At 34.1% G+C, this 23999-nt stretch carries 14 protein-coding genes, 12 tRNA genes, 3 rRNA genes, 1 riboswitch and 1 other annotated feature; of the genes, 23 read left to right on the forward strand and 6 right to left on the reverse strand.

Annotation, left to right across the window (positions count from 1 at the left end; genetic code table 11):
* Positions 1-24: 24 nt before the first annotated feature.
* The 6 genes from ispE to K337_RS0101140 all read right to left on the reverse strand — a co-directional run bounded on the left by ispE (position 25) and on the right by K337_RS0101140 (position 8454).
* The gene (ispE, locus tag K337_RS0101115) at positions 25-894 is read right to left on the reverse strand and encodes a 4-(cytidine 5'-diphospho)-2-C-methyl-D-erythritol kinase (RefSeq protein WP_028854967.1); all 870 of its coding nucleotides are present in this window, start codon (positions 892-894) and stop codon (positions 25-27) included.
* Between the two features lie 135 nt (positions 895-1029).
* Positions 1030-1299 carry an RNA-binding S4 domain-containing protein gene (locus tag K337_RS0101120; RefSeq protein ID WP_028854968.1) on the reverse strand — a complete coding sequence of 90 codons (270 nt, stop codon included), beginning with the start codon at positions 1297-1299 and terminating at the stop codon, positions 1030-1032.
* A 98-nt stretch (positions 1300-1397) separates the two neighbouring features.
* Positions 1398-2150, reverse strand: coding sequence for a nucleoside triphosphate pyrophosphohydrolase (gene mazG, locus K337_RS0101125; protein ID WP_028854969.1), 753 nt, complete (start codon positions 2148-2150; stop codon positions 1398-1400).
* A 151-nt stretch (positions 2151-2301) separates the two neighbouring features.
* Positions 2302-3162, reverse strand: a complete 861-nt coding sequence (locus K337_RS0101130; RefSeq protein WP_028854970.1) for a peptidylprolyl isomerase — start codon at positions 3160-3162, stop codon at positions 2302-2304.
* 13 nt (positions 3163-3175) lie between these two features.
* Complete coding sequence (gene mfd / locus K337_RS0101135; RefSeq protein WP_037029039.1) at positions 3176-6136, reverse strand: transcription-repair coupling factor; 2961 nt, start codon at positions 6134-6136, stop codon at positions 3176-3178.
* A 446-nt stretch (positions 6137-6582) separates the two neighbouring features.
* Positions 6583-8454 carry a replication initiator protein A gene (locus K337_RS0101140; protein ID WP_028854972.1) on the reverse strand — a complete coding sequence of 624 codons (1872 nt, stop codon included), beginning with the start codon at positions 8452-8454 and terminating at the stop codon, positions 6583-6585.
* 756 nt (positions 8455-9210) lie between these two features.
* On the opposite strand from K337_RS0101140, the gene rpmH reads away from it, so the two are divergent.
* From rpmH to K337_RS0101255, 23 genes are all read left to right on the forward strand, one after another.
* Positions 9211-9351: a 50S ribosomal protein L34 gene (gene rpmH / locus K337_RS0101145; RefSeq protein WP_028854973.1), complete on the forward strand. Its 141-nt coding sequence runs from the start codon at positions 9211-9213 to the stop codon at positions 9349-9351.
* Positions 9352-9401: 50 nt separating this feature from the next.
* Positions 9402-9740 (forward strand): ribonuclease P protein component, encoded by a 339-nt coding sequence (gene rnpA, locus K337_RS0101150; RefSeq protein WP_028854974.1) that lies wholly within the window; start codon positions 9402-9404, stop codon positions 9738-9740.
* A complete protein-coding gene (gene yidD, locus K337_RS0101155) occupies positions 9737-9946 on the forward strand; it encodes a membrane protein insertion efficiency factor YidD (protein WP_028854975.1) in 210 nt (69 codons plus the stop codon). The genes rnpA and yidD overlap by 4 nt, the downstream gene beginning before the upstream one ends.
* Before the next feature lie 73 nt (positions 9947-10019).
* On the forward strand, positions 10020-10616 hold the full coding sequence (locus tag K337_RS0101160; protein WP_051251735.1) for a YidC/Oxa1 family membrane protein insertase: 597 nt from the start codon (positions 10020-10022) through the stop codon (positions 10614-10616).
* Position 10617: 1 nt separating this feature from the next.
* Positions 10618-11253, forward strand: a complete 636-nt coding sequence (jag, locus tag K337_RS0101165) for an RNA-binding cell elongation regulator Jag/EloR (RefSeq protein WP_028854977.1) — start codon at positions 10618-10620, stop codon at positions 11251-11253.
* Positions 11254-11257: 4 nt separating this feature from the next.
* Entirely contained in the window at positions 11258-12625 is a 1368-nt protein-coding gene (mnmE, locus tag K337_RS0101170) for a tRNA uridine-5-carboxymethylaminomethyl(34) synthesis GTPase MnmE (protein ID WP_028854978.1), read from the forward strand.
* A 129-nt stretch (positions 12626-12754) separates the two neighbouring features.
* Positions 12755-14605: a tRNA uridine-5-carboxymethylaminomethyl(34) synthesis enzyme MnmG gene (gene mnmG / locus K337_RS0101175; protein WP_028854979.1), complete on the forward strand. Its 1851-nt coding sequence runs from the start codon at positions 12755-12757 to the stop codon at positions 14603-14605.
* Positions 14606-14707: 102 nt separating this feature from the next.
* Positions 14708-14785: riboswitch (Fluoride riboswitch) on the forward strand.
* A 56-nt stretch (positions 14786-14841) separates the two neighbouring features.
* Positions 14842-16020 carry a cation:proton antiporter domain-containing protein gene (locus tag K337_RS0101180; protein WP_028854980.1) on the forward strand — a complete coding sequence of 393 codons (1179 nt, stop codon included), beginning with the start codon at positions 14842-14844 and terminating at the stop codon, positions 16018-16020.
* 410 nt (positions 16021-16430) lie between these two features.
* Positions 16431-17949: ribosomal RNA gene (locus K337_RS0101185) — 16S ribosomal RNA — on the forward strand.
* Between the two features lie 288 nt (positions 17950-18237).
* A 23S ribosomal RNA gene (locus K337_RS0101190) occupies positions 18238-21181 on the forward strand.
* 151 nt (positions 21182-21332) lie between these two features.
* Positions 21333-21449, forward strand: a 5S ribosomal RNA gene (gene rrf / locus K337_RS0101195).
* Together the 16S, 23S and 5S rRNA genes with 12 tRNA genes alongside form the textbook arrangement of a ribosomal RNA operon.
* A 10-nt stretch (positions 21450-21459) precedes the next feature.
* Positions 21460-21535: transfer RNA gene (locus tag K337_RS0101200), tRNA-Asn, on the forward strand.
* Positions 21536-21540: 5 nt separating this feature from the next.
* Positions 21541-21617: transfer RNA gene (locus K337_RS0101205), tRNA-Pro, on the forward strand.
* Positions 21618-21641: 24 nt separating this feature from the next.
* Positions 21642-21717: transfer RNA gene (locus tag K337_RS0101210), tRNA-Gly, on the forward strand.
* Between the two features lie 18 nt (positions 21718-21735).
* Positions 21736-21812, forward strand: a tRNA-Arg gene (locus K337_RS0101215).
* A 14-nt stretch (positions 21813-21826) separates the two neighbouring features.
* Positions 21827-21902: transfer RNA gene (locus K337_RS0101220), tRNA-His, on the forward strand.
* 15 nt (positions 21903-21917) lie between these two features.
* Positions 21918-21993, forward strand: a tRNA-Lys gene (locus K337_RS0101225).
* Positions 21994-22007: 14 nt separating this feature from the next.
* Positions 22008-22083: transfer RNA gene (locus K337_RS0101230), tRNA-Thr, on the forward strand.
* Between the two features lie 18 nt (positions 22084-22101).
* A tRNA-Glu gene (locus K337_RS0101235) sits at positions 22102-22176 on the forward strand.
* A 24-nt stretch (positions 22177-22200) separates the two neighbouring features.
* A tRNA-Ser gene (locus K337_RS0101240) sits at positions 22201-22288 on the forward strand.
* Between the two features lie 9 nt (positions 22289-22297).
* Positions 22298-22373 (forward strand) — tRNA-Phe (locus K337_RS0101245).
* Positions 22374-22378: 5 nt separating this feature from the next.
* Positions 22379-22454, forward strand: a tRNA-Val gene (locus K337_RS0101250).
* A 21-nt stretch (positions 22455-22475) separates the two neighbouring features.
* Positions 22476-22552 (forward strand) — tRNA-Asp (locus tag K337_RS0101255).
* Positions 22553-23543: 991 nt separating this feature from the next.
* Positions 23544-23999: a sequence feature (16S ribosomal RNA rRNA prediction is too short), on the forward strand.

Genomic DNA, 23999 nt, shown 5'->3' on the forward strand with positions numbered 1-23999 from the left:
TTAGTACTCTCCTTTTTAGTTTATTCAAAGAAAACTACATATTTCAACTTTGCAGCCCTCCATTGTTGTTTTTATTTTGTCATAAATTCGATCTATATTATCTTTTTCTACAAAAGTATAATAACAACTACCACTACCAGACATATGAAACTTTATACCTTGAGCTTTTCCTAATTTTTCTAAATTTTTTCTGAATTCGATTATATTTTTATCCTCTAATAACAGTCCCTGTTCCAAATGGTTTTCCAGGTAATTCTCTAGCTCGTCTAAATTACCAGATCTCATTCCTTTTATAATCTTATCTATATCAGCATCTTTTTTGTTTTCTAATTTAGCATAATTTTTATATGCTACTACAGTGCTCACACCAAAATTTGGTTTTATCAAAATTATTTTATCTTTTATATTATTTTCTATTACTTCTAAATTTTCTCCTATTCCCTCTACCCTGCTAGGTTTGTTTAAAAGGAAAAATGGAATATCTGCACCAATTCCCTTGGTTATCTCTACTGCCCTTTGAAAATTTATAGGAGTTCCATAATATTCATTCAGTGCATTAAAGAAGAATGCACCATTAGAACTTCCTCCTCCAAGGCCGGCCTGAGATGGGATATTCTTTTTTAGATATACCTCTATCATCTGTTTTTCTAATCCTGTTTCCCTGTAAAATTCCATATAAATTTTAGATATTATATTATCTTTTCCAACAGGAATTTCTTTCATATTCGTATTTATCTTTAAATTTCCTTTTATCTCTTTAAAATTTATGGATAATTCATCCGAAAGGGATATAGGAACCATGACCATATCCAAAAGATGATATCCATTTTCTGCTTTTCCGACTATATTCAATCCTAAGTTTATCTTAGCATTTGATTCTAACTCAACAATCACTGGTACTCCTTTATGTATACATTCAATAATAAACTATTTTCTACTATATTTTATAGGCTGATCTTTCCTTTAACCACATTTCAGATTTTCTCAACTGAGAATAAACTAATACTCGTGGATCGAAGGAGAAGATAACTATTCACCTATCTCTATTTCTTTTACCTCTAGTATTTTAAACAATTCTTCAGCTTCATCTTTTTTAGTATTTCCACTAGGTACTTCTAAAATTTCAACTTTCATATATTTACTAAAATATTCCAGCTCAATTATGTCCCCTACACTTACTGTAGTTCCTGCCTTGGCTATTTTCCCATTTAATTTTACCTTCTTATTATCTAATACTGTCTTCGCTACAGGTCTTCTCTTTATTATTCTAGAGACCTTAAAAAATTTATCTAAACGCATCGTTCCTCCTAATTCCCATACCTTTACAAAAAAGGTACTACTCCATAATATTTTATACTATATTTTTTCTTCCTCTCCAAATTAAATATTTTTTAAGGTTATCTCTTTTTAGCCTCATCCCATAATCTATCCATCTCTTCTAATGTACTTTTCCCTAGATCACAGTTATCTTCCACATATCTAAATCTGTCTTCAAATTTATTGTTGGTCTTCATCACTGAATCCACTATATCTATATCTAATTTTCTAGCAATATTTACCAATGTAAAAACCACATCTCCTATCTCTTCCTTTAAATTTTCCCTGTCTTTTTTTTCATAGGCTGCTTTCATCTCACCTAATTCTTCCTCTAATTTATTTAATGCTCCTACTTCATCTTCCCAGTCAAAACCGACTTTAGCAGCTTTAACCTGTAATTTATATGCCTTGGCTAAAGGTGGATAAATTTTGGGAATTCCATCTAAGACAGATTTTCTACCCTTGTGTTCCTTCTCTTTTTTCTTTATCTCATCCCAGTTCCTCACAACATCTTTTGTTCCTTCTACCTCTACATCGGCAAAAATATGAGGATGTCTTCTAATCAATTTTTCACTGACTTTTTTAGCCACATCATCAATTGTAAACTCCCCTTCCTCCTCCTTTATTAAAGATTGAAAGATAATATTTAAAAGAAGGTCTCCTAACTCACCCTTTAACTCCTCTCCGCCTATATCCATAGCTTCCAAAGTTTCATAGGTCTCCTCCAATAAATAAGGTTTTAAACTTTCAATAGTTTGTTCCCTGTCCCACGGGCATCCATCAGGAGCTCTTAATTTTTTCATTATATCTACTAACTTATAAAATTCATTCATCTCTTTCCTCCAAAAAATATCTAATATGTATACACTCAATAATAAAGTTACACTTTTATATTTTACTTCTAGTTTTAATAGTATTTTATTTCTCTAAAAAATGCAATAAAATAGGCGGCTAAGCCACCTATTTTATTTTCTATATAACCTTTTATTTTTTTATATAATCTTTCTTTAAGTCTTCTACCCAAGCTCTATATTCTTCAGCTCTTTTCTTATTTAATAATTCCTTTTCTAAAGATGGTTTTACATCTTCAAAACTTAGGTATCCAGCCTCTTTTTTATCTTCAATATATATTATATGATAACCAAATTGTGTTTTAACAACAGTTCCATATATTTTTTCCGGTACTCCTGTAAAGGCTGCATCAGCAAATTCTTTTACCATAGAAGTTTTATCAAACCATCCAAGTTCTCCTCCATTTTCAGATGTAGGTCCTTCAGAATATTTTTTTGCCATCTCGTTAAAGTTTGATGGTGTAACTTCTGTTAATATTTTTTCAGCTCTTTTTTTAGCATCCTTTTTTTGAGCTTCAGTCATATCATCACTTACATTTATTAATATGTGAGCGGCTTTTATTTGTTCTGGTGTCTTAAAATTTTCCTTATTTTTTTCATATTCAGCCTTTAATTCTGAATCTGTTAACTTTACACCCTCTACTATTTTCTTGTTAACCACATGACTGATTAAAAGATCTTCTCTAATTCCTTCTAAATCTTTTTTATAAGATTCTGTATTTTCAATTCCTGTTTTTACAGCTTCCTGTTTTAACATCTTTCTTACACTTATTTCCTCTATTAGAGCTGCTCTACCCTTTTCAGATTTAGAGTACTCCTTATATTGAGCCGGCAGGGTATCTATTTTTTCCTGTAATTCTGCTTCAGTTAAATTTTCATTCCCGATAACCATAATTACGTTTGATTCATCCTTAGTTTTTACCCCTCCCTCTTTTTTATTACAAGCTGTCAATGCCAATGAGGCTATGATCAATACTATTGCCATTTTTTTCATTTTTTTCCTCCTTTTATTTATAATCTTCAAAGAATCCTTTTATACTATCTATCTCAATAGCTCCCTCTCTTTGAAGGTATCTTATCTTTTTAGACAGGATTAATTCTTGAATTTTTTCAATATTTATTTTATTCTCTATAAATTTTATCCTGTATGATCCATCCTCTATTTTTATACTTTGAATATGATTTTTCTGAGCTATAATCTTTATAGTCATATATTCAAACAGGTCTTCTACAACTTTTGGTAATCGTCCAAATCTGTCTTTTATCTCACCTTTCATTTCCTCTAATTCAGAGATTGTATCTATACTGACTAGTCTTCTATATACTACTATTTTTTCTACTTCCTCTATATATTCACTAGGTATATATCCATGAATTCCTATCTCTAAGTCGATATCCTCTACTGTAACTTCTTTTCCTTTTATCTTTTTTATCTCTTCATCTAGCATCTTGAGATACATATCATAGCCAAACATTTTTAATGCTCCATGCTGCTTATCTCCCAATATTTCTCCGGCTCCCCTTATCTTCATATCCTCCAAAGATAACTGGAATCCTGCTCCTAGATCTTTTATTTCCTTTATTGATTCTCTTTTTTGTTTTCCTTTCTCGGTTCCCCCTTTTAAAGAATCTACCAACAGATAACAATAAGCTCTTTTACTACTTCTACCTACCCTACCACGAAGTTGGTATACCTGGGATAACCCTAATTTATCAAAATTTTCTATTAGAATAGTGTTGGCATTCTCTATATCTATACCATTTTCTATAATTGTTGTTGTAAGAAGTACATCTATCTCCCCATTTTCAAAGGAATTTATCTTATACTTTATCTCGTTTGAAGGCATTTGACCATGAATATAATCTATTACAACATATTCAGGAATTATCTCTTTTAATTCCTTTAATTTAACCTTCATTCCCTTAACTGAATTATACAGGTAAAAAACCTGCCCTTCCCTTGCGACCTCTTTCATTATGGCATTTTTTATATCACCTTTATTTTTTTCTATGATATAAGTTTCTATCGGTATTCTATTGGTTGGAGGAGTTTGAATGATAGATATATCTCTAATTCCCAAAAGAGCTAAATTCAATGTTCTAGGAATTGGGGTTGCTGTTAATGTCAGCATATCCACATTGATCCTCATGGTTTTTAAATGTTCCTTTGCCTTTACTCCAAATTTTTGCTCCTCATCTATTATAACCAGCCCCAGGTCTTTAAACTTTATGTCTTTAGATAATAATCTATGAGTTCCTATAACAAGATCTATAACACCATCCTTTATTTTTTTTACTACCTCACCTTGCTCTTTGGGAGTTTTTAATCTTGACAGCAATTCTAATTCTAACGGAAAATTTTGAAATCTTTCTTTAAATCTTTCAAAATGCTGGGTAGCTAAAACTGTGGTTGGAGCTAATATTACAACTTGCTTTCCATCCATAAGAGCCTTAAATGCCGCTCTCATAGCTACTTCAGTTTTTCCATATCCAACATCCCCACAGACAATTCTATCCATTACAGATGGCGATTCCATATCCTCTTTTACATCTAATATAGCTTTTAGTTGATCCTTGGTCTCATTATACGGAAATCCTTCTTCAAATTCCTCCTGCCAAATAGTATCTTTAGTAAATGAGTAACCGACATTCATAGCTCTTTTAGCCTGTATTTCTAAAAGTTCAATGGCAAATTTTGCTATCTCTTTTTTTATTTTTTCCTGTCGTTTTCTAAACCCTCTTCTACCCAATCTAAATATATCAGGTACTATCCCAGGTTCAGATATATACCGCTCTATTTTATTTAGACTAGCTATCGGCACAAAAAGTTTATCCTCATCTGCATATTTTATCTTTAGATAGTCTGCACCATTTATATCTTCTACCCCCAGATAAATTCCTACACCATAAGTTTCATGGATTATATAGTCATTCGGAAGCATCTGGTCTATTTTTTTAAATTTTATTCCATCTGTTCTTTTCTCACTTCTCTTTACCCTTATCCCCTTTAATTCCCTGTCTGTCAGAATAAGATTATCTTTATTTTTAAATCCTTCATAGTGAGCATTTCTATGGATATCGATAGATGTACCGTCAAATATTTCAGTATATCGTCTTTTTTCCTCTGTCAGAATTGTTATATTTTTCTTTTTGGATAATTTTTTTATATAATCATAATTTTTATAATTTTCTATCTCCTCATCTTTAAATCTTACCAACTCTACCTTTTTCGATATTTTCTTTATCTTGGAATATTCCAGCCGGATCTCTTCCTCATCCTGTCTTTTATCTAAAATATATTCCTCTACCTTATAATCTAATATCTCTTCATTCTCTAAATAGATTTTTCTTTTGTCATTCTTTAACTTATCCAACAGATCTAAAAAGGTATAATTTTCATCTTTATTTTTGTTTATATACATTTGAATTTGATCTATTTTCTTCATTGATCTCTGGGTTTCTGCGTTGAATATACGAATTTCTTCCAAGAGATCATCAAAAAATTCCAAACGAATTGGATGTTCTCCGTCAAAAGAAAATATATCTAAGATATCTCCCCTAAGGCTGTATTCACCTCTTTTTTCAACTAAATAATTTTTTCTAAATCCACTTTTTTCCAATTTTTCTATTATCTTTTTTAATTTATATTCTTTTCCCACACAAAACTCTAGCATTTCGGAATTTATAAAGTATTTTTTAAAGATACTCTCAATAGATATCAATATCTTTGAATTATTTAGCTTTAATTTTTCCAAGAGTTCAAAGGTTATACAATCAAATTCCTCCTCTGTATAATTATAATTTTCTATCTTTAAAACATCTATATCTTCCTTTAGTGTAAAATAGTAGTCGATTATATTTTTATTAGAAGAGGATATATATATTACCTGATCCTTCTCAGATTCCAAAAAATAGGGAACTCCTCCCCTATATAGTTTCCCATTATTAATTGTTGATTCAAACTTCATAAATACCCCTTTATTTTTGTTAGTATACATTTTAACCTTATATTTTTTAATGGTCCACTCATAGGATGTTTTTTTTCATCTTTATTTATATATAGAGATTTTATCACACATCTTAAATGAAAAACACAATAAACTTTTTTTAGGTTTAATTTTCCGTTAAAAGATGTGGAATAATATTATATCATTTATGTATATACTTAATAATAATATTCTTTTATCTACAAACAAATAAAATTTAAGACTTTATTTTCATTAATGTACATATCTAAGTCATAAAATTCAACTTTAGTTATGTCTACGTACAAAAATAAACAGATACCTTTATACTTTTTTTATCCTAAAAAAAATAATTGATTATAGTTATAAAATAAATTATATATATGTATATACTCAATAATAAAGTATCAATAAATAAAAAAAGATCACTTTCGCGATCTTTTTTCTTATTATTTCCCATCTTTTAAAGCTATCCCTATATATTTTTTCAATGTTATAAAATATACTCTTTTGGATACCTTTCTCAAATTATATAAAAATTCTTTTGGTATATCCTCATATTGAGAACACAACTCCAGTGCTTTTTCTTCTATTATCAATTTTTCAAATTCATCTAACCCATGATAATCCTGCATAATATCGTGTTTTGGAGCCTCTTCAATAACATCTTTTATATTTGTTATTTCTGGATTCTTTAGATGTTTTCTTGCTTTCTTTAGTTGTTTCTTACTTTTTAAAGGTTTTTCCCTAGTTACCTGGTTAAATAACGTCAAATTATTTTTATTAGATTTTCTGGCATTTCTATCCATCTTTCTTAAATTTCGGAGTATTCCATTAATATATTGAACTAAGGTAGATTTTATCTCTGAGTTAAGACGTTTATATAAAAGATTTAATATATCAATAGCAACCTCTTCTCCATCTTCCCTTATAATCTTTTTAAATTTATTATCTACTCTCTTATTCCAAGCTCTAGAAACGAATATATTTCTTTTACACTTGATTATCTTACTTTGAAGTTCCTCTGAGAAATCTTTTAATCTTTCTTTTACATCTTCAGATAGGTTAATTTCATTAGTTTTATTCTTATCAACCTTTCCGGTAACTATCTCAGCATCTATTATTTCATTGTCATCTCTAATTTCTATCTCTTTTATTTTATCCTTTATTTTTTCCTTAGTTATAAATGATTTTTCTTTCTTCGCTTTCTTCGCAGCATTTACTGCATCCCATTTACCTTTGTATTCAACTTGTTTTTCTGCTCCATTTAGATAACTAGATATATGACAAGTTCCATCTTTATCTTGATTAAATCTATAGTTTATATAATAACTATCCTCTTCGGCAACAAATTCAGAATTAAAATATTCCATATATCCCAACTCTTCTAAAAGTGAAAACGCTTTCTCTATTCTCTTTAATACCTGCTTTACCCTGCTTAATACATAGGTTCTTTTCTCACCAGTTTTATTAACTCTTTCTGTTTCCTGTTCCATTTTTAATGGAATTATAGCAGCCAAAGTTCTAATATTTATAGAATCCTCCTGCTTGGAATATCTAATTTTACTTATATATTTATAGATCCTTGCAGCAATAGGGTCCTTTTCCATTATTTCAATCAAAGCTTTAGAATTATATTTTATATATCTTTTATCTTTAATTTTATTTCTAATATTCTTATTTAAAGTTACTTTATAGTATACCTTTGTTCCCACTTTAAGTTTTTGATAGGTTAACAGTTTGAATTCTTCATCTTCAAATTGATAATTCCCTAACTTACTATGGTTAGATACTTCAAATTGATATTCAGTACTCTTCAAATTTTTAAGAGCCTGAGCTACCTTAGTATAATAATTTCTATTCATCTTATTCCCTAAAAAATTAACTATAAAGTCTGAGATTTCAAACTTTATATATTCATCTGTATCATTGGTCTCCTTTTTTAATTCATAGAGAGATATCAGATATGTGTAGATTTTCTCTTCAAAAATAGATGGTTGGTATATCTTATCTTCTGAATTCTTTGCAACTAATGTACAATACATTGTTACTCCTAAATCTTCAAAAGAATATTTAAAGTTTATTTTCTTATTTTGTTTTTGAGGTGTAAAAAATGGAAAAACTATCATTTCTATTGGTATATTAATTATATTTTCTTTTAAATCTAAAAAATTTCCAGTTTCTTTGATGACAACTTCTCGAACTTCTATCTCAGGAAGTTCACTCATTTTTATATCAACTTTAGTTAAGTCAGTCAACAATGATCCAGTTTTATTTAAATTAAATTTATCTATTAAACCTACATTTGCTTCCTTTGACATAACTCCTCCATTAATTTTTGTCCATTCACAATAATAATCCTAGTGTCATTCATAGTATCATCAAAATTAAATAAATTCAATCTTTATTTTTGAAAGTATACATACCATCTGTTATATTTTAAAGGGGTATAACTCGTTTCCTTCACTTTTTTTTATTAATATAATAATCTAAAAAAAATCACTTTATTAAACTTTGAAAAATTAATAATAAATTATGTATATGAACATTAATAAACTATATATGCTTCTAAATCTTGATTATATTGAGATCCTAAAAAATAAGCGTTGAAAAACCTAGTTTTAAACTATGTACACACACAATAATAATTACATTATATTGAATTTATTGAATTTATTGAGTATAAAACCATCTCGATATTATAAACCCTTTAAAATAAGGAATTTTAGCTATGTATACCCACAATAATAATATATATCAAATAAAAACAACGTATTTATTGAGGTTAAATTATATTTAGGAATACAAAACCTTTAAAATAAAGGCTTCCAGTAAGTGTATATCTACAATAATAATAAATAATAGCTTATTTCTTTTCTAGCCCTTAAAAAATATAGATTTTCTTTATAACAAATATTGGCTTTACTTTTACTACATCTTACAAAAAACAAATACTCTTTTTGGTTACTTTTATAAAAAACTTATTTAAAATTATCTTGACAAAATATAACTTATATATTAGAATTATAAACTGAAATGACAAATTTTTTAAAAGCAATTAGGAGGTGTAATCAAAGATGGCAAGTAAGAGAACGTTTCAACCAAATAATAGAAAAAGAAAGAAAGAACACGGATTCAAAAAGAGAATGGCAACTAAAGCAGGAAGAGCTGTTTTAAAAAGAAGAAGAGCTAAAGGTAGAACGAAATTATCAGCATAAAACCCGGTGTTTATATCACCGGGTTTTTAAAAATATCTTAAGGAGATTTTATGTTGAAATTAAAAACAAAATCTGAATTTTTAAAAGTATATAACCAAGGAGAAAAACACTTTGGTTATTTTCAGTTGATCTATTTTAAAAAAAATAATTTACAAGAAAATAGATTAGGAGTAGTAGCTAGTAAAAAAACTGGCAATGCTGTTTGTCGGAATAAGTTAAAAAGACTTTTTAGAGAAAATTTTAGAAAACAAGAAAAAAATTTAAAACAAGGATATGATATAGTTTTTATAGCTAAGAAAAATGCAGGAGAACAATTTAAGACTCTGAGTTTATCCATGATTGAAAAAGACAGTATAAAAATATTTAAAAGAGCCAAAATATTTCTATGAAATATCTTTTAATATTTTTTGTAAAATTATATCAATGGTTTATTTCACCAGTCTTAAAAAAAAATTGTAGATTTCAACCTACTTGTTCTACTTATATGATTATAGCAATAAAAAAGTATGGAAGTATAAAAGGTGTATATCTAGGTCTTAAAAGGTTATCAAAATGTCATCCTTTTTATAAGGGTGGTTATGACCCAGTACCTTAAATTATGAGGAGGAACAAAGTTGATCGGAGCTGTATACGGAGCACTTCAAGGAGTTTTAGAAAGTGCGATAGAAATGATGTATAATATTTTTGGAAATTATGGATTAGCTATAATTGGTATAACTATTTTAATAAAATTAGTATTATTACCACTTACGTTAAAACAGGACAAATCAATGGGTGCTATGAAAAAATTGCAACCAGAGTTAGAAGCACTTAAAGAGAAATATAAAAACGATCCACAAACATTAAATCAAAAAACAATTGAACTATATAAAATACATAAGGTAAACCCTGCAAGTGGTTGTCTGCCTATATTGTTACAAATGCCAATATTATTTGCACTTTTTGGAGTTTTAAGAAAAACAGGAGCAGATGGAGGAGTTATCGCAGATGGATCTAAATTCCTTTGGTTAACTTTATCTCAACCAGATCCAATTTACTTATTACCATTATTAAATGGTGCTGTATCTTATTTCCAACAAAAATTAATGAGTGCAAGTCAAGGATCTTCTAACCCACAAATGAAAATGATGACTTATATGTTTCCTGTAATGATGATATTTATCTCATACAAGATGCCGTCAGGATTACAATTGTACTGGTTCGTATCTAGTTTGGCTTCAGTAGCGCAACAATATTATATAATGAGTAGAAGGGATGAGGCATAAAATGAACTTAACTTATCAAATTAAAGCTAAATCAAAAGACGAAGCTATAATCAAAGCTGTAAAAAACCATAATATTGATAAGAATAAAATCGTAGAAGTTATTGAAATATCAAAAGCAACTTCATTTTTTGGTTTTTTTAAAAAAGATGGAGAATACGAGATTCAAATGGAAAAAACAGTTGAGATAGTAGAGGCTAAAATAGAAGATGTAGTAGTAGAAAGAGCCAATGAATTGTTAAACAATATGGGATTAGTTTTAGATGTAGATGTTTTAGAAGCTAGAGACCATTATGTTTTAATTAATTTATCTGGTGAAGATAATGGAATAATCATAGGAAAAAAAGGTAAAACTTTAAATAGTTTTGAATACCTTTTAAATTCTTTATGTAAAAGTGTAAAGGTAGAAGTGGACGTAGAAGGATTTAAAGCTAAAAGAGCAGAAACTCTTAGAGATTTAGCTAGAAAAATGGCTGAAAAAGCGTTAAATACTGATAAAATAGTAAAATTAAATCCAATGCCACCGAGAGAAAGAAAGATAATTCATGAAATAGTGAATAAATATAAGGAACTTGATACTTTCAGTGAAGGAAGAGATCCTAAGAGATATATTGTAATTAAAAGAAAAAGAATGGGGTAAAACTATGTTTGATACAATAGCGGCAATATCTACTCCTAGAGGAGAAGGTGGAATAGGAATTGTTAGAATGTCTGGAGGAGACTCTATAAACATTCTCTCAAAAATATTTAGACCGATATCTAACAAAAAAGTAGAAGAATTAAAAAACTTCACTATTAATTACGGACATCTGTATTCAGGTGAAAAATTAGTAGATGAAGTAATGGTCAGTATAATGAAGGGTCCTAAAACTTATACTAAGGAAGATATAGTAGAGATAAACTGCCATGGTGGATATCTTATGACTGAAAAAGTATTGGAGTTAGTTTTGTCTAGTGGAGCTAGAATTGCTGAGCAGGGTGAATTTACAAGAAGAGCTTTTATGAATGGAAGACTAGATCTTACACAAGCAGAGGCTATAATTGATTTAATTCATGGTAAAACAGAAAAAAGTTTATCTCTTTCATTGGATCAATTAAGAGGGGATTTAAAAGACCAGATATTACATCTAAAGAAACTACTTTTAGACGTAGTAGCTCATATAAATGTGGTTTTAGATTATCCTGAAGAGGGAATTGATGATCCATTACCAGAAGGTTTAGTAGATAATTTAAAGGAAGTTTTGGAAACTTCAGATAGATTATCAGCCTCTTATGCTCAAGGAAAGATGATTAAAGAGGGAGTGAAGACGGCAATAGTTGGAAAACCTAATGTAGGAAAATCCAGTTTATTAAACTCTTTATTAAAAGAAGAAAGAGCAATAGTAACTCATATTCCTGGAACAACAAGGGATGTAATAGAGGAAATTGTAAACATAAAGGGAATACCACTTATTCTGGCTGACACTGCGGGAATTAGAAATACAGATGATATAATAGAAAGTATTGGAGTGGAAAAATCTGAGAAATTATTAAATGATTCAGATTTAATCTTATTTGTTGTGGATGGTTCTAGAGAACTTAGTGAAGAGGACCTTAGAGTACACAACAGTATTCAGGCAGAAAAAGTTGTCGGGATATTAAATAAGATAGATATGGAACAAAAAGTAGACCTATCTAAATTAGATAAAGTAGGTAGATGGATCGAAGTTTCAGCTAAAGAAAATATTGGTATAGCGAATATGGAAGAAGAAATATATTCTTATATTGTATCGGGGAAAGTTGAAGATTCATCGCAAACTTTAGTGATAACTAATATCAGACACAGATCTGCTTTAGTTAAAACAAAGGAAGCTATAGAAAATATATTTGAAACAATAAATATAGGATTACCAATGGATCTAATAGCTGTAGATTTAAAAGAAGCTTTAGATGCACTATCAGAAGTAACTGGAGAGATCTCATCGGAAGATGTTTTAGATCATATATTTAGTAATTTTTGTGTAGGAAAATAGATTATAAAAAAAATATGAAATACTGCAGATATTTCTGCAGTATTTTTTTCTTTTTAATATATAATATTTATGTGATAAAGATAGAAAAGATGTATACTAACAAAAATAAAGTTAAAAAAAGGAGAATTTATGAATTATGATGTAATCGTTGTAGGTGGAGGACACGCTGGATGTGAAGCTGCACTAGCCTCAGCAAGATCAGGATTAAAAACAGCTCTATTTACAATATATTTAGATACCATAGCTATGATGTCGTGTAACCCTTCTATAGGTGGACCAGGAAAAAGTCATATAGTTGCAGAAGTAGATATATTAGGTGGAGAAATTGGAAAACATACCGATAAATATAATTTACAATTAAAACATTTAAATACCAGTAAAGGACCTGCAGCCAGGATTACTCGTGGACAGGCAGATAAATATTGGTATAGGGTAAAAATGAAAGAGATGATAGAAAATACTCCTAACTTAGATAGTATCCAAGGAACAATCGAGGACATTATTATTGAGAATGGACAAATAAAAGGTGTTATATCAGACCTAGGAATTAAATATGGAGCCAATTCAGTAATATTAGCAACAGGAACTTTCTTAAAGGGAAGAGTAGTTATTGGAGATGTAAAATATCCTGCAGGTAGGATAGGCGAGAAGTCTGCTGAAAAACTATCTGATGCATTGATTAAAAATGGAATAATACTGGATAGATATCAAACTGCTACTCCACCAAGATTAGATATGAGAACTGTGGATTTTAGCAAGATGAAGGAAATGCACGGAGAAGATAATCCAAAATATTTTTCATTGTTTACTAAGAAGGAAAAAAATAATAATGCACCTACATGGTTGACGTACACAACTCCTGAAACTGTAAAAGTAGCTCAAGATCTGTTACAGTATTCACCAATAGTAAGTGGGATTATAGAAACTCACGGGCCGAGACATTGCCCGTCACTAGATAGAAAAGTATTAAACTTCCCTGAGAAAACAAATCATCAAATTTTCTTGGAGTTGGAATCAAAAGAAACGAATGAACTTTATGTAAATGGTCTGACAACAGCTATGCCGCCATTTGCTCAAGAAAAGATGATGAGAACTATAGCAGGATTGGAAAATGCTAAAATAATGAGGTATGGTTATGCAGTAGAATATGACTATGCACCATCTTATCAATTATATCCTAGTTTAGAGAGTAAAAAGATAAAAAATCTTTATTTTGCAGGACAGATAAATGGAACTTCTGGATATGAAGAAGCTGCAGCTCAAGGATTTTTAGCAGGAGTGAATGCCAGTAGAAAAGTATTGGGGAAAGAACCTGTTATAATAGATAGAACAGAGGGTTACCTAGGGGTATTAGTCGATGATATAATCCATAAAAAAACTCCAGAACCATATAGAGTGTTACCGTCGAGAGCAGAATACAGATTAACTCTTAGATTTGACAATGCATTTATGAGATTAATAGACAAAGCTAAAGAGATAGGTATTGTTTCAGAGGACAAGATTAAATTTTTAGAGGAAGCTAGAGAGACGGTAAAATACGAAGTTGAAAGAATAAATCAAATAAGTATCTCCATGAAACGAGCAAATGAAGTTTTAGAAAGTGTAGATGCTAAGGATAGATTTGGTAAAGGGGTAAAATTATCTGAATTATTAAAACAAAAAGAAGTTACCTATGATTCTTTAGGATTAATTATAGAAATTAAAGAGTTGCCTGTATTTGTTAAAAATCAAATTGAAACTATAGTTAAGTACAATGCATTTATTGAAAGGGAAAAAATGCAAATAGAAAAATTTAGAAAATTAGAGAGTATGAAAATACCAGAAGGATTTAAATTTGAAACTATAGCAGGGTTATCTAATATAGCTAGAGATGGATTAGAGCAAATAAAACCTATGTCTATTGGAGAAGCTACAAGGATAAGTGGAGTAACTGGAAATGATATAGCAATACTTATTACAAATTTAGAGAATATCAAATAAAATTTTAGATTTTATGTAAGTGTGATCTATTAACAAATATGTATACAGACAAAAATAAAGTTGAATTATATATATTTACTTTTAAATATTGTTTATGATATAATTTATCTAGGAGATGAAGCTCTCCTTAGGTCTGGGATCTAAAACTACTTGTAAAAAGTTAATGGCTTCTACATCGATACAATTTTTGTATTGGTGTAGAAGTTTTTTTATTATATATATTTAGGAGGAAAGTTATGTTAAATGTTTTGGTTTCGTTTTTAATTTTATTTGTAGGTGGAGTGATAGTTGGTAAATTAGTTGAAAAATTATATCTGCCCAAATTAATAGGTATGATTGCATTTGGTTGTTTAGCAAATGTATATCTAAAAATAATAGATCCTGTAGCCTTAGAGTTTGGAGGTGTTTTAAAAAATCTAGCTTTGGTTGTAGTACTATTGATAGCAGGTTTAGGTATAAGAAAAAAACAAATAAAAAAAGTTGGTAGACCAGCGGTATTACTCAGTTTGATACCTGTATCTGTAGAGGGATTGATGGTTATGTATTTATCTATAAAGATATTAGGCTTACCAACAATACAAGCTGGGATATTAGGATTTATAATAGCAGCAGTGAGTCCGGCAGTATTAGTTCCTGCTATGGTGGATCTAATAAAGAGAGGTTTAGGAGAAAAAAAAGCTATACCTCAAATGCTGCTCACAGGAGCTTCTGCAGATGATAGTGTGGCTATTGCGATGTTTACATCTTTCATGGGGATGTATTTAGGTACCAGTGGTGGTATATTAAAAAATTTAATAACTATACCAATCTCTACAGTAATAGGAATAGTAGTAGGAGTTTTAGTAGCTATAATAGCTGGAGAAATTTCTAAAAAAATAAAATCTGAGATCTTCCAAACTATATTAGTAGGAGGAATGGCAGTTGGAATGAGGATAATTGAAACTACATATCATCTGAGATACTTTAATTCACTTTTAGGGATAATGGTAGTAGGTTATGTAATAACTAACTATTATGAGTGGTTAGGAAACAATATAATGGATGGATTAGGAAAGGCTTGGTCTATTGGAGCAGTATTTTTATTTACATTAGTAGGAACAGCTATAGATCCTTCACTTGTTGGAAATATATTCTATATAGGTAGTATGATAGTTTTTATATCTCTTATAGTAAGGTCAATTGGTGTATTAATAGCTTTAATAGGTACAGATTTAAATATGAAAGAAAGATTGTTCTGTGTAATAGCTTATCTACCTAAAGCAACGGTTCAATCAGCTAAAGCCGGTATACCACTTCAAATGGGTGTTGTAGGAGGAGAGTTAATACAAGCCATGGCAATTTTAAGTGTAATCATAACAGCGCCAGTAGGAGCTATTGGAATAAGGTTAAGTGCAGATAAATTATTGGAAAAATAAATTGATTAATAAAAAAATATGTTATCAACATCATATGTTGATAACATATAAGTTTTCCGCTTCTAAGCCAATAAAATAAACGATAGTTAAGGTTTTATAAAAAACAAAAAAACAAAAAACAAAAAAACAAAAAAAAAGTCATAAAAAAACAAAAAAATCCTTGACGAAAACTTGTAAACGCGGTATACTTCTTCTTGTCCGCGAGGGAAAGCGAAAGCGACTTGAAGCGAGACAAACAAAAGGACATTAGCAATTAAATAGAGAAAGAAAGTGTAAATTAAAAACTCAATTGTCGTTTGAAACTTTGTTTTCAAACAATCGATTAAGGTGTACAGTGGAATGAACCACTATAAAAATAATTATCTTTTAATAGATAGCTAAACTTCATTTATGAAGTTAGGATATAAATTTGAATGTAGAGTTTGATCCTGGCTCAGGATGAACGCTGACAGAATGCTTAACACATGCAAGTCGACTGGAATTCTTCTTCGGAAGATAGTACGGTGGCGGACGGGTGAGTAACGCGTAAAGAATTTGCCCTTCAGACTGGGACAACTAATCGAAAGGTTAGCTAATACCGGATATTATGAGACCTTGGCATCAAGGACTTATGAAAGCTATATGCGCTGAAGGAGAACTTTGCGTTCCATTAGGTAGTTGGTAGGGTAATGGCCTACCAAGCCGACGATGGATAGCCGGCCTGAGAGGGTGAACGGCCACAAGGGGACTGAGACACGGCCCTTACTCCTACGGGAGGCAGCAGTGGGGAATATTGGACAATGGACCAAAAGTCTGATCCAGCAATTCTGTGTGCACGATGAAGGTCTTCGGATTGTAAAGTGCTTTCAGGTGGGAAGAAGAAAGTGACGGTACCACCAGAAGAAGCGACGGCTAAATACGTGCCAGCAGCCGCGGTAATACGTATGTCGCAAGCGTTATCCGGAATTATTGGGCGTAAAGCGAGTCTAGGCGGCTTGTTAAGTCAGATGTGAAAATGCGGGGCTCAACTCCGTATTGCGTTTGAAACTGGCAGGCTAGAGTACTGGAGAGGTGGGCGGAACTACAAGTGTAGAGGTGAAATTCGTAGATATTTGTAGGAATGCCGATAGTGAAGACAGCTCACTGGACAGATACTGACGCTAAAGCTCGAAAGCGTGGGGAGCGAACAGGATTAGATACCCTGGTAGTCCACGCCGTAAACGATGTTCACTGGGTGTAGGGGGTCGAACCTCTGTGCCGAAGCTAACGCGATAAGTGAACCGCCTGGGGAGTACGCACGCAAGTGTGAAACTCAAAGGAATTGACGGGGACCCGCACAAGCGGTGGAGCATGTGGTTTAATTCGACGCAACGCGAGGAACCTTACCAGCACTTGACATACAACGAACTCGTCAGAGATGACTTGGTGCCGCTTCGGTGGAACGTTGATACAGGTGGTGCATGGCTGTCGTCAGCTCGTGTCGTGAGATGTTGGGTTAAGTCCCGCAACGAGCGCAACCCCTATCGTATGTTACCATCATTAAGTTGGGGACTCATGCGAGACTGCCTGCGACGAGCAGGAGGAAGGTGGGGATGACGTCAAGTCATCATGCCCCTTATGTGCTGGGCTACACACGTGCTACAATGGTTGGTACAGAGAGCAGCAATACCGCGAGGTGGAGCAAATCTCAGAAAGCCAATCTTAGTTCGGATCGCAGTCTGCAACTCGACTGCGTGAAGTTGGAATCGCTAGTAATCGCGAATCAGCAATGTCGCGGTGAATACGTTCTCGGGTCTTGTACACACCGCCCGTCACACCACGAGAGTTGGTTGCACCTAAAGTAGCAGGCCTAACCATTTATGGAGGGATGTTCCTAAGGTGTGATTAGCGATTGGGGTGAAGTCGTAACAAGGTATCCGTACCGGAAGGTGCGGATGGATCACCTCCTTTCTAAGGAGCACTTTATGAGATCAGTTTACTGATCTATATAAAGAATATTTACACGTCTCTTTCTCTATTTATTTGGTAATGTTCTCTTTTTTTTGAGAGAAAATACCAGTTGGACATTGAAAACTATATAGTAATGAAATAATAAATTAACAATTTTATTAGATCTTCAAGTTATGTGAGAGCATAACGATAATTAACGAAGAGTTAGAAATAACTGAACGTAAATTAGATTTCAAAAATTCTAAAAACAAATTAAGCAAAAAATATTAAAATTCTATTTTAATAATAGGTTAAGAAATTAAGGGCGCACGGAGAATGCCTTGGTAGTAAGAGCCGATGAAGGACGTGATAAGCTGCGATAAGCTAAGACAAGCTGCAATTGAGCGTAATAGTCTTAGATTTCCGAATGGGTAAACCTACTAGTTTGAAGAACTAGTGTGGAAACGGGAACCGGATGAACTGAAACATCTAAGTAATCCGAGGAAGAGAAAGTAAAAACGATTCCCTAAGTAGCGGCGAGCGAACGGGGAAGAGCCCAAACCGAACAAGTGTCATAGCATGCAGGCGTTGCTTGTTGGGGGTAGTGGGATACAGAGTAGCAGATCTGCAAAGTCTGCGCTTGACTAACAGAGGTACTAGAATGAACTGGAAAGTTCAACCGTAGAAGGTGATAGTCCTGTATAGGGAACTTATGTTAGCAAGTCACTGTAATCCCAAGTAGCACGGGACACGAGAAACCCTGTGTGAATCAGCGAGGACCATATCTCGTAAGGCTAAATACTCTTACTAACCGATAGTGAATAGTACCGTGAGGGAAAGGTGAAAAGAACCCCGGGAGGGGAGTGAAATAGAACCTGAAACCGTGTGCTTACAAGCGGTCAGAGCAGAGCCTTCGGGCGTGTGATGGCGTGCCTTTTGGAGAATGATCCTGCGAGTTACGATCAATGGCGAGGTTAAGTATAACGGAGCCGAAGGGAAACCGAGTCTGAATAGGGCGAATTAGTCGTTGGTTGTAGACGCGAAACCTGGTGATCTATGCCTGTCCAAGATGAAGCTGTGGTAAGACACAGTGGAGGTCTGAACCCACCGTCGTTGAAAAGCCGGGGGATGAGGTAGGTATAGGGGTGAAAAGCCAATCGAACCAGGAGATAGCTCGTTCTCTCCGAAATGCATTTAGGTGCAGCCTTGATTGTTTAAATATGGGGGTAGAGCACTGAATGGTCTAGCGGGCATATTGCTTAGCGAAATCAATCAAACTCCGAATACCATATTTCAAGAGATCAGGAGTGAGACTATGGGTACTAAGATCCATGGTCAAAAGGGAAACAGCCCAGACCACCAACTAAGGTCCCAAATTATATCTAAGTGGGAAAGGAGGTGGAGATTCTGAAACAACCAGGATGTTGGCTTAGAAGCAGCCATACATTTAAAGAGTGCGTAATAGCTCACTGGTCGAGAGTCTCTGCGCCGACAATGTAACGGGGCTAAGATATAAACCGAAGTTGTGGAGTATACACTATGTGTAGACTGGTAGGAGAGCGTTCCGTAGGCCGTTGAAGGATAAGGGGTAACCCAATCTGGAGGTATCGGAAGTGAGAATGCAGGAATGAGTAGCGAGAAAGAGGGTGAGAATCCCTCTCGCCGGAAAACCAAGGTTTCCAGAGTAAAGCTTGTCTTCTCTGGGTAAGCCGGGACCTAAGCCGAGGCTAGATTGCGTAGGCGAATGGAAAGCAGTTTAATATTACTGCGCCACTATAATTTGTTTGAGAGATGGAGGGACGCAGAAGGGTATGTGCGCAGACTGTTGGATATGTCTGTGTAAGCATGTAGGATGGAACCGCAGGAAAATCCACGGTTTTAGATCTGAGGTGTGATGCGGAGTGTTTGTAATGAACACGAAGGTACAAATCCCACGCTGCCGAGAAAAGCTTCTATTGAGAATTATAGTGCCCGTACCGTAAACCGACACAGGTGGTTAGGATGAGAAATCTAAGGCGTACAGGCTAACTCTCGCTAAGGAACTCTGCAAAATGGCCCCGTAACTTCGGGAGAAGGGGTGCCATTAAAGGTGATAGAAACACGCGTTCTTGAGCTTTTGATGGCCGCAGTGAAGAGATTCGAGCAACTGTTTAGCAAAAACACAGGTCTATGCTAAGCTGAAAGGCGATGTATATGGGCTGACACCTGCCCAGTGCCGGAAGGTTAAGAGGAGGGTTTAGCGACTCAAATTGAAGCCCCGGTGAACGGCGGCCGTAACTATAACGGTCCTAAGGTAGCGAAATTCCTTGTCGGGTAAGTTCCGACCTGCACGAATGGTGTAATGACTCGAATGCTGTCTTGGCGGGAGGCCTGGTGAAATTGTACTACCGGTGAAGATACCGGTTACCTACAGTAGGACGGAAAGACCCCGTGGAGCTTTACTATAGCTTGGTATTGGGTTGAGATGTTATGTGTATAGGATAGTTGGGAGACTGTGAATGTGTGGCGCTAGCTGCATATGAGTCGCTGGTGGAATACCAACCATATAACATTTTGATTCTAATCTGTGATGTGTAATCATGGAGACAGTGCTAGGTGGGTAGTTTGACTGGGGCGGTCGCCTCCGAAAGAGTAACGGAGGCGTTCAAAGGTTCCCTCAGGTTGGATGGAAATCAACCGAAGAGTGCAATGGCATAAGGGAGCTTGACTGTGAGATAGACACATCGAGCAGGTGCGAAAGCAGGACATAGTGATCCGGTGGTTCCGAATGGAAGGGCCATCGCTCAACGGATAAAAGCTACCCCGGGGATAACAGGCTGATTTTGCCCGAGAGTCCATATCGACGGCAAAGTTTGGCACCTCGATGTCGGCTCATCGCATCCTGGGGCTGGAGAAGGTCCCAAGGGTTGGGCTGTTCGCCCATTAAAGCGGTACGTGAGCTGGGTTCAGAACGTCGTGAGACAGTTCGGTCCCTATCCACTGTAGGCGTAAGAATATTGATGAGATCTGTCCTTAGTACGAGAGGACCGGGATGGACAAACCTCTAATGTACCAGTTGTCATGCCAATGGCATAGCTGGGTAGTCACGTTTGGAATGGATAACCGCTGAAAGCATCTAAGCGGGAAGCCAACTCAGAGATAAGTATTCTATCATTGATAAGTCACCTTCGAGACTAGGAGGTTGATAGGTTGGGGGTGTAAGGGCTGTGAAGTCTTTAGCTGACCAATACTAATATGACGAACACTTTACCTAAAGTAAAATTGATTTAGAAGAAAAGAGTTAATTTAGAAAAAACATTATTATATAGTTTTGAATGTTTAACCGTAAAGGTCATCACCAAAACACTAAGATTTATTTAATAAATCAAGGGTTTTGTGATAACAATATTCAATAAGAAAGTAAGCTTGGTAAGAAAAGCTACGGGGGTACACCTGGTCACATTCCGAACCCAGAAGTTAAGTCCGTAAACGCCGAAAGTACTTAGGGGGCAGCCCCTTGGGAGGATAGGAACTTGCCAAGTCTTTCAAAATGCTTCTTTAGCTCAGTTGGTAGAGCGCTCGACTGTTAATCGAGTTGTCACAGGTTCAAGTCCTGTAAGAAGCGCCATTTAACGGAGCATAGCGCAGCCCGGTAGCGCACCTGCCTTGGGAGCAGGGGGTCATAGGTTCGAATCCTATTGTTCCGACCATTTAAATAAAATATACCAAGATACGCGGGAATAGCTCAGTTGGTAGAGCGTCAGCCTTCCAAGCTGAATGTCGCCAGTTCGAACCTGGTTTCCCGCTCCAAAATTTCTTTTTAAAAAAGAGCCTGTAGCTCAGCTGGATAGAGCAACGCCCTTCTAAGGCGTGGGTCAGGGGTTCAAATCCCTTCAGGCTCACCATTTAAACAAATATGGTGGTTGTAGTTCAGTTGGTAGAGCGCCAGTTTGTGGTACTGGTTGTCGCGGGTTCAAGTCCCGTCAGCCACCCCAATAAAAAATATTTATGCGCCACTAGCTCAGCTGGTAGAGCACTCGACTTTTAATCGAGTTGTCACAGGTTCAAACCCTGTGTGGCGCACCATAAAAACAAAATATGCCGCTTTAGCTCATCTGGTAGAGCAACTGACTTGTAATCAGTAGGTGATTGGTTCGACTCCGATAAGCGGCACCACAAATAATTTTTAAGTATGCTCCGTTCGTCTATCGGTTAGGATTCTTGGTTTTCACTCAAGCGGGAGGGGTTCAACTCCCCTACGGAGTACCATATTTAAAAATATTATATGTATACGGTGGGATGTCCGAACTGGCTAAGGAGCCGGTCTTGAAAACCGGTGAACCCGCAAGGGGTCTGGGTTCGAGTCCCAGTCCCATCGCCATACATATATGCCTTGATAGCTCAGTCGGTAGAGCAGAGGACTGAAAATCCTCGTGTCCGTGGTTCGATTCCGCGTCAAGGCACCATTTATGCTCGCATAGCTCAGTTGGGAGAGCACCTGCCTTACAAGCAGGGGGTCACTGGTTCAAGTCCAGTTGTGAGCACCATTTAAAACTTAATATTTATATGGGGGTGTAGCTCAGTTGGTTAGAGTGCCTGCCTGTCACGCAGGATGTCGCGAGTTCGAGTCTCGTCACTCCCGCCATATAAAAATTTTTAAAGTCTCTTTTGAGACTTTTTTTTTATAAAATTATATATATAGCTTTTAAATCAAGTCTTGATCTATGTATATATATAATAATAAAATAGAAAAAACTTAACTCTAATAAAATGAGTTAGTCTTCAAAATAGGTATAACTAAAAGGGGAATTGATAAGTAAACTTTCTATCTAAGTTACCCTCTTTTAGTTTAAAATTAATAATGAACTTATCTATAAAATAATTTTATTTTAAAGGTTTACCTCTTTACTTTATAGTTTTAATATTAAAGAGAGGTTAAAACTATAATAGGGGGGATGGAATAATTAACAATTGTTATTCCAAAACCACTATAGAGAAAGTATAACGACTATTAAACTTTGAAATAGGAGTCTAGAAGCGAGCTTTATTCAACTAGTATGAAAATTTTAAAGTTAACTCTCATACCTCTACTTTGTAACTCGCTGCCATAGAGAAACTGCAGTTCTTTTTGCTAGTATTTTTTAATGCTCGTCTCCTTGAGAGAGACATGGTAAAAATGAAAAAAATTAGGTTATTTAAAAGAATAAGATGACAGATGTGTTATTTTATTTTGAAGGTATTTGTTGCTTATAAAATTTTTTTTTAATAATAACGTATGTGTTTTATTGGTTGCAAGTCAATAAAACTAGTGGTTAAATAGAGGTGTTTAGTTTTTTAGTTGGGGGTTAGAAAATGTTTTGAAAAAATACAATAAAAAAACAAAAAAATCCTTGACGAAAAGCTGTAAACGCGGTATACTTCTTCTTGTGCATCAGAGAAACATCTTTGAAGCCAACAAAAGGACATTAGCAATTAAATAGAGAAAGAAAGTGTAAATTAAAAACTCAATTGTCGTTTAAAACTTTGTTTTAAACAATCGATTAAGGTGTACAGTGGAATGAACCACTATAAAAATAATTATCTTTTAATAGATAGCTAAACTTCATTTATGAAGTTAGGATATAAATTTGAATGTAGAGTTTGATCCTGGCTCAGGATGAACGCTGACAGAATGCTTAACACATGCAAGTCGACTGGAATTCTTCTTCGGAAGATAGTACGGTGGCGGACGGGTGAGTAACGCGTAAAGAATTTGCCCTTCAGACTGGGACAACTAATCGAAAGGTTAGCTAATACCGGATATTATGAGACCTTGGCATCAAGGACTTATGAAAGCTATATGCGCTGAAGGAGAACTTTGCGTTCCATTAGGTAGTTGGTAGGGTAATGGCCTACCAAGCCGACGATGGATAGCCGGCCTGAGAGGGTGAACGGCCACAAGGGGACTGAGACACGGCCCTTACTCCTACGGGAGGCAGCAGTGGGGAATATTGGACAATGGACCAAAAGTCTGATCCAGCAATTCTGTGTGCACGATGAAGGTCTTCGGATTGTAAAGTGCTTTCAGGTGGGAAGAAGAAAGTGACGGTACC

It is taken from the genome of Psychrilyobacter atlanticus DSM 19335, assembly GCF_000426625.1.
GTDB lineage: Bacteria > Fusobacteriota > Fusobacteriia > Fusobacteriales > Fusobacteriaceae > Psychrilyobacter > Psychrilyobacter atlanticus.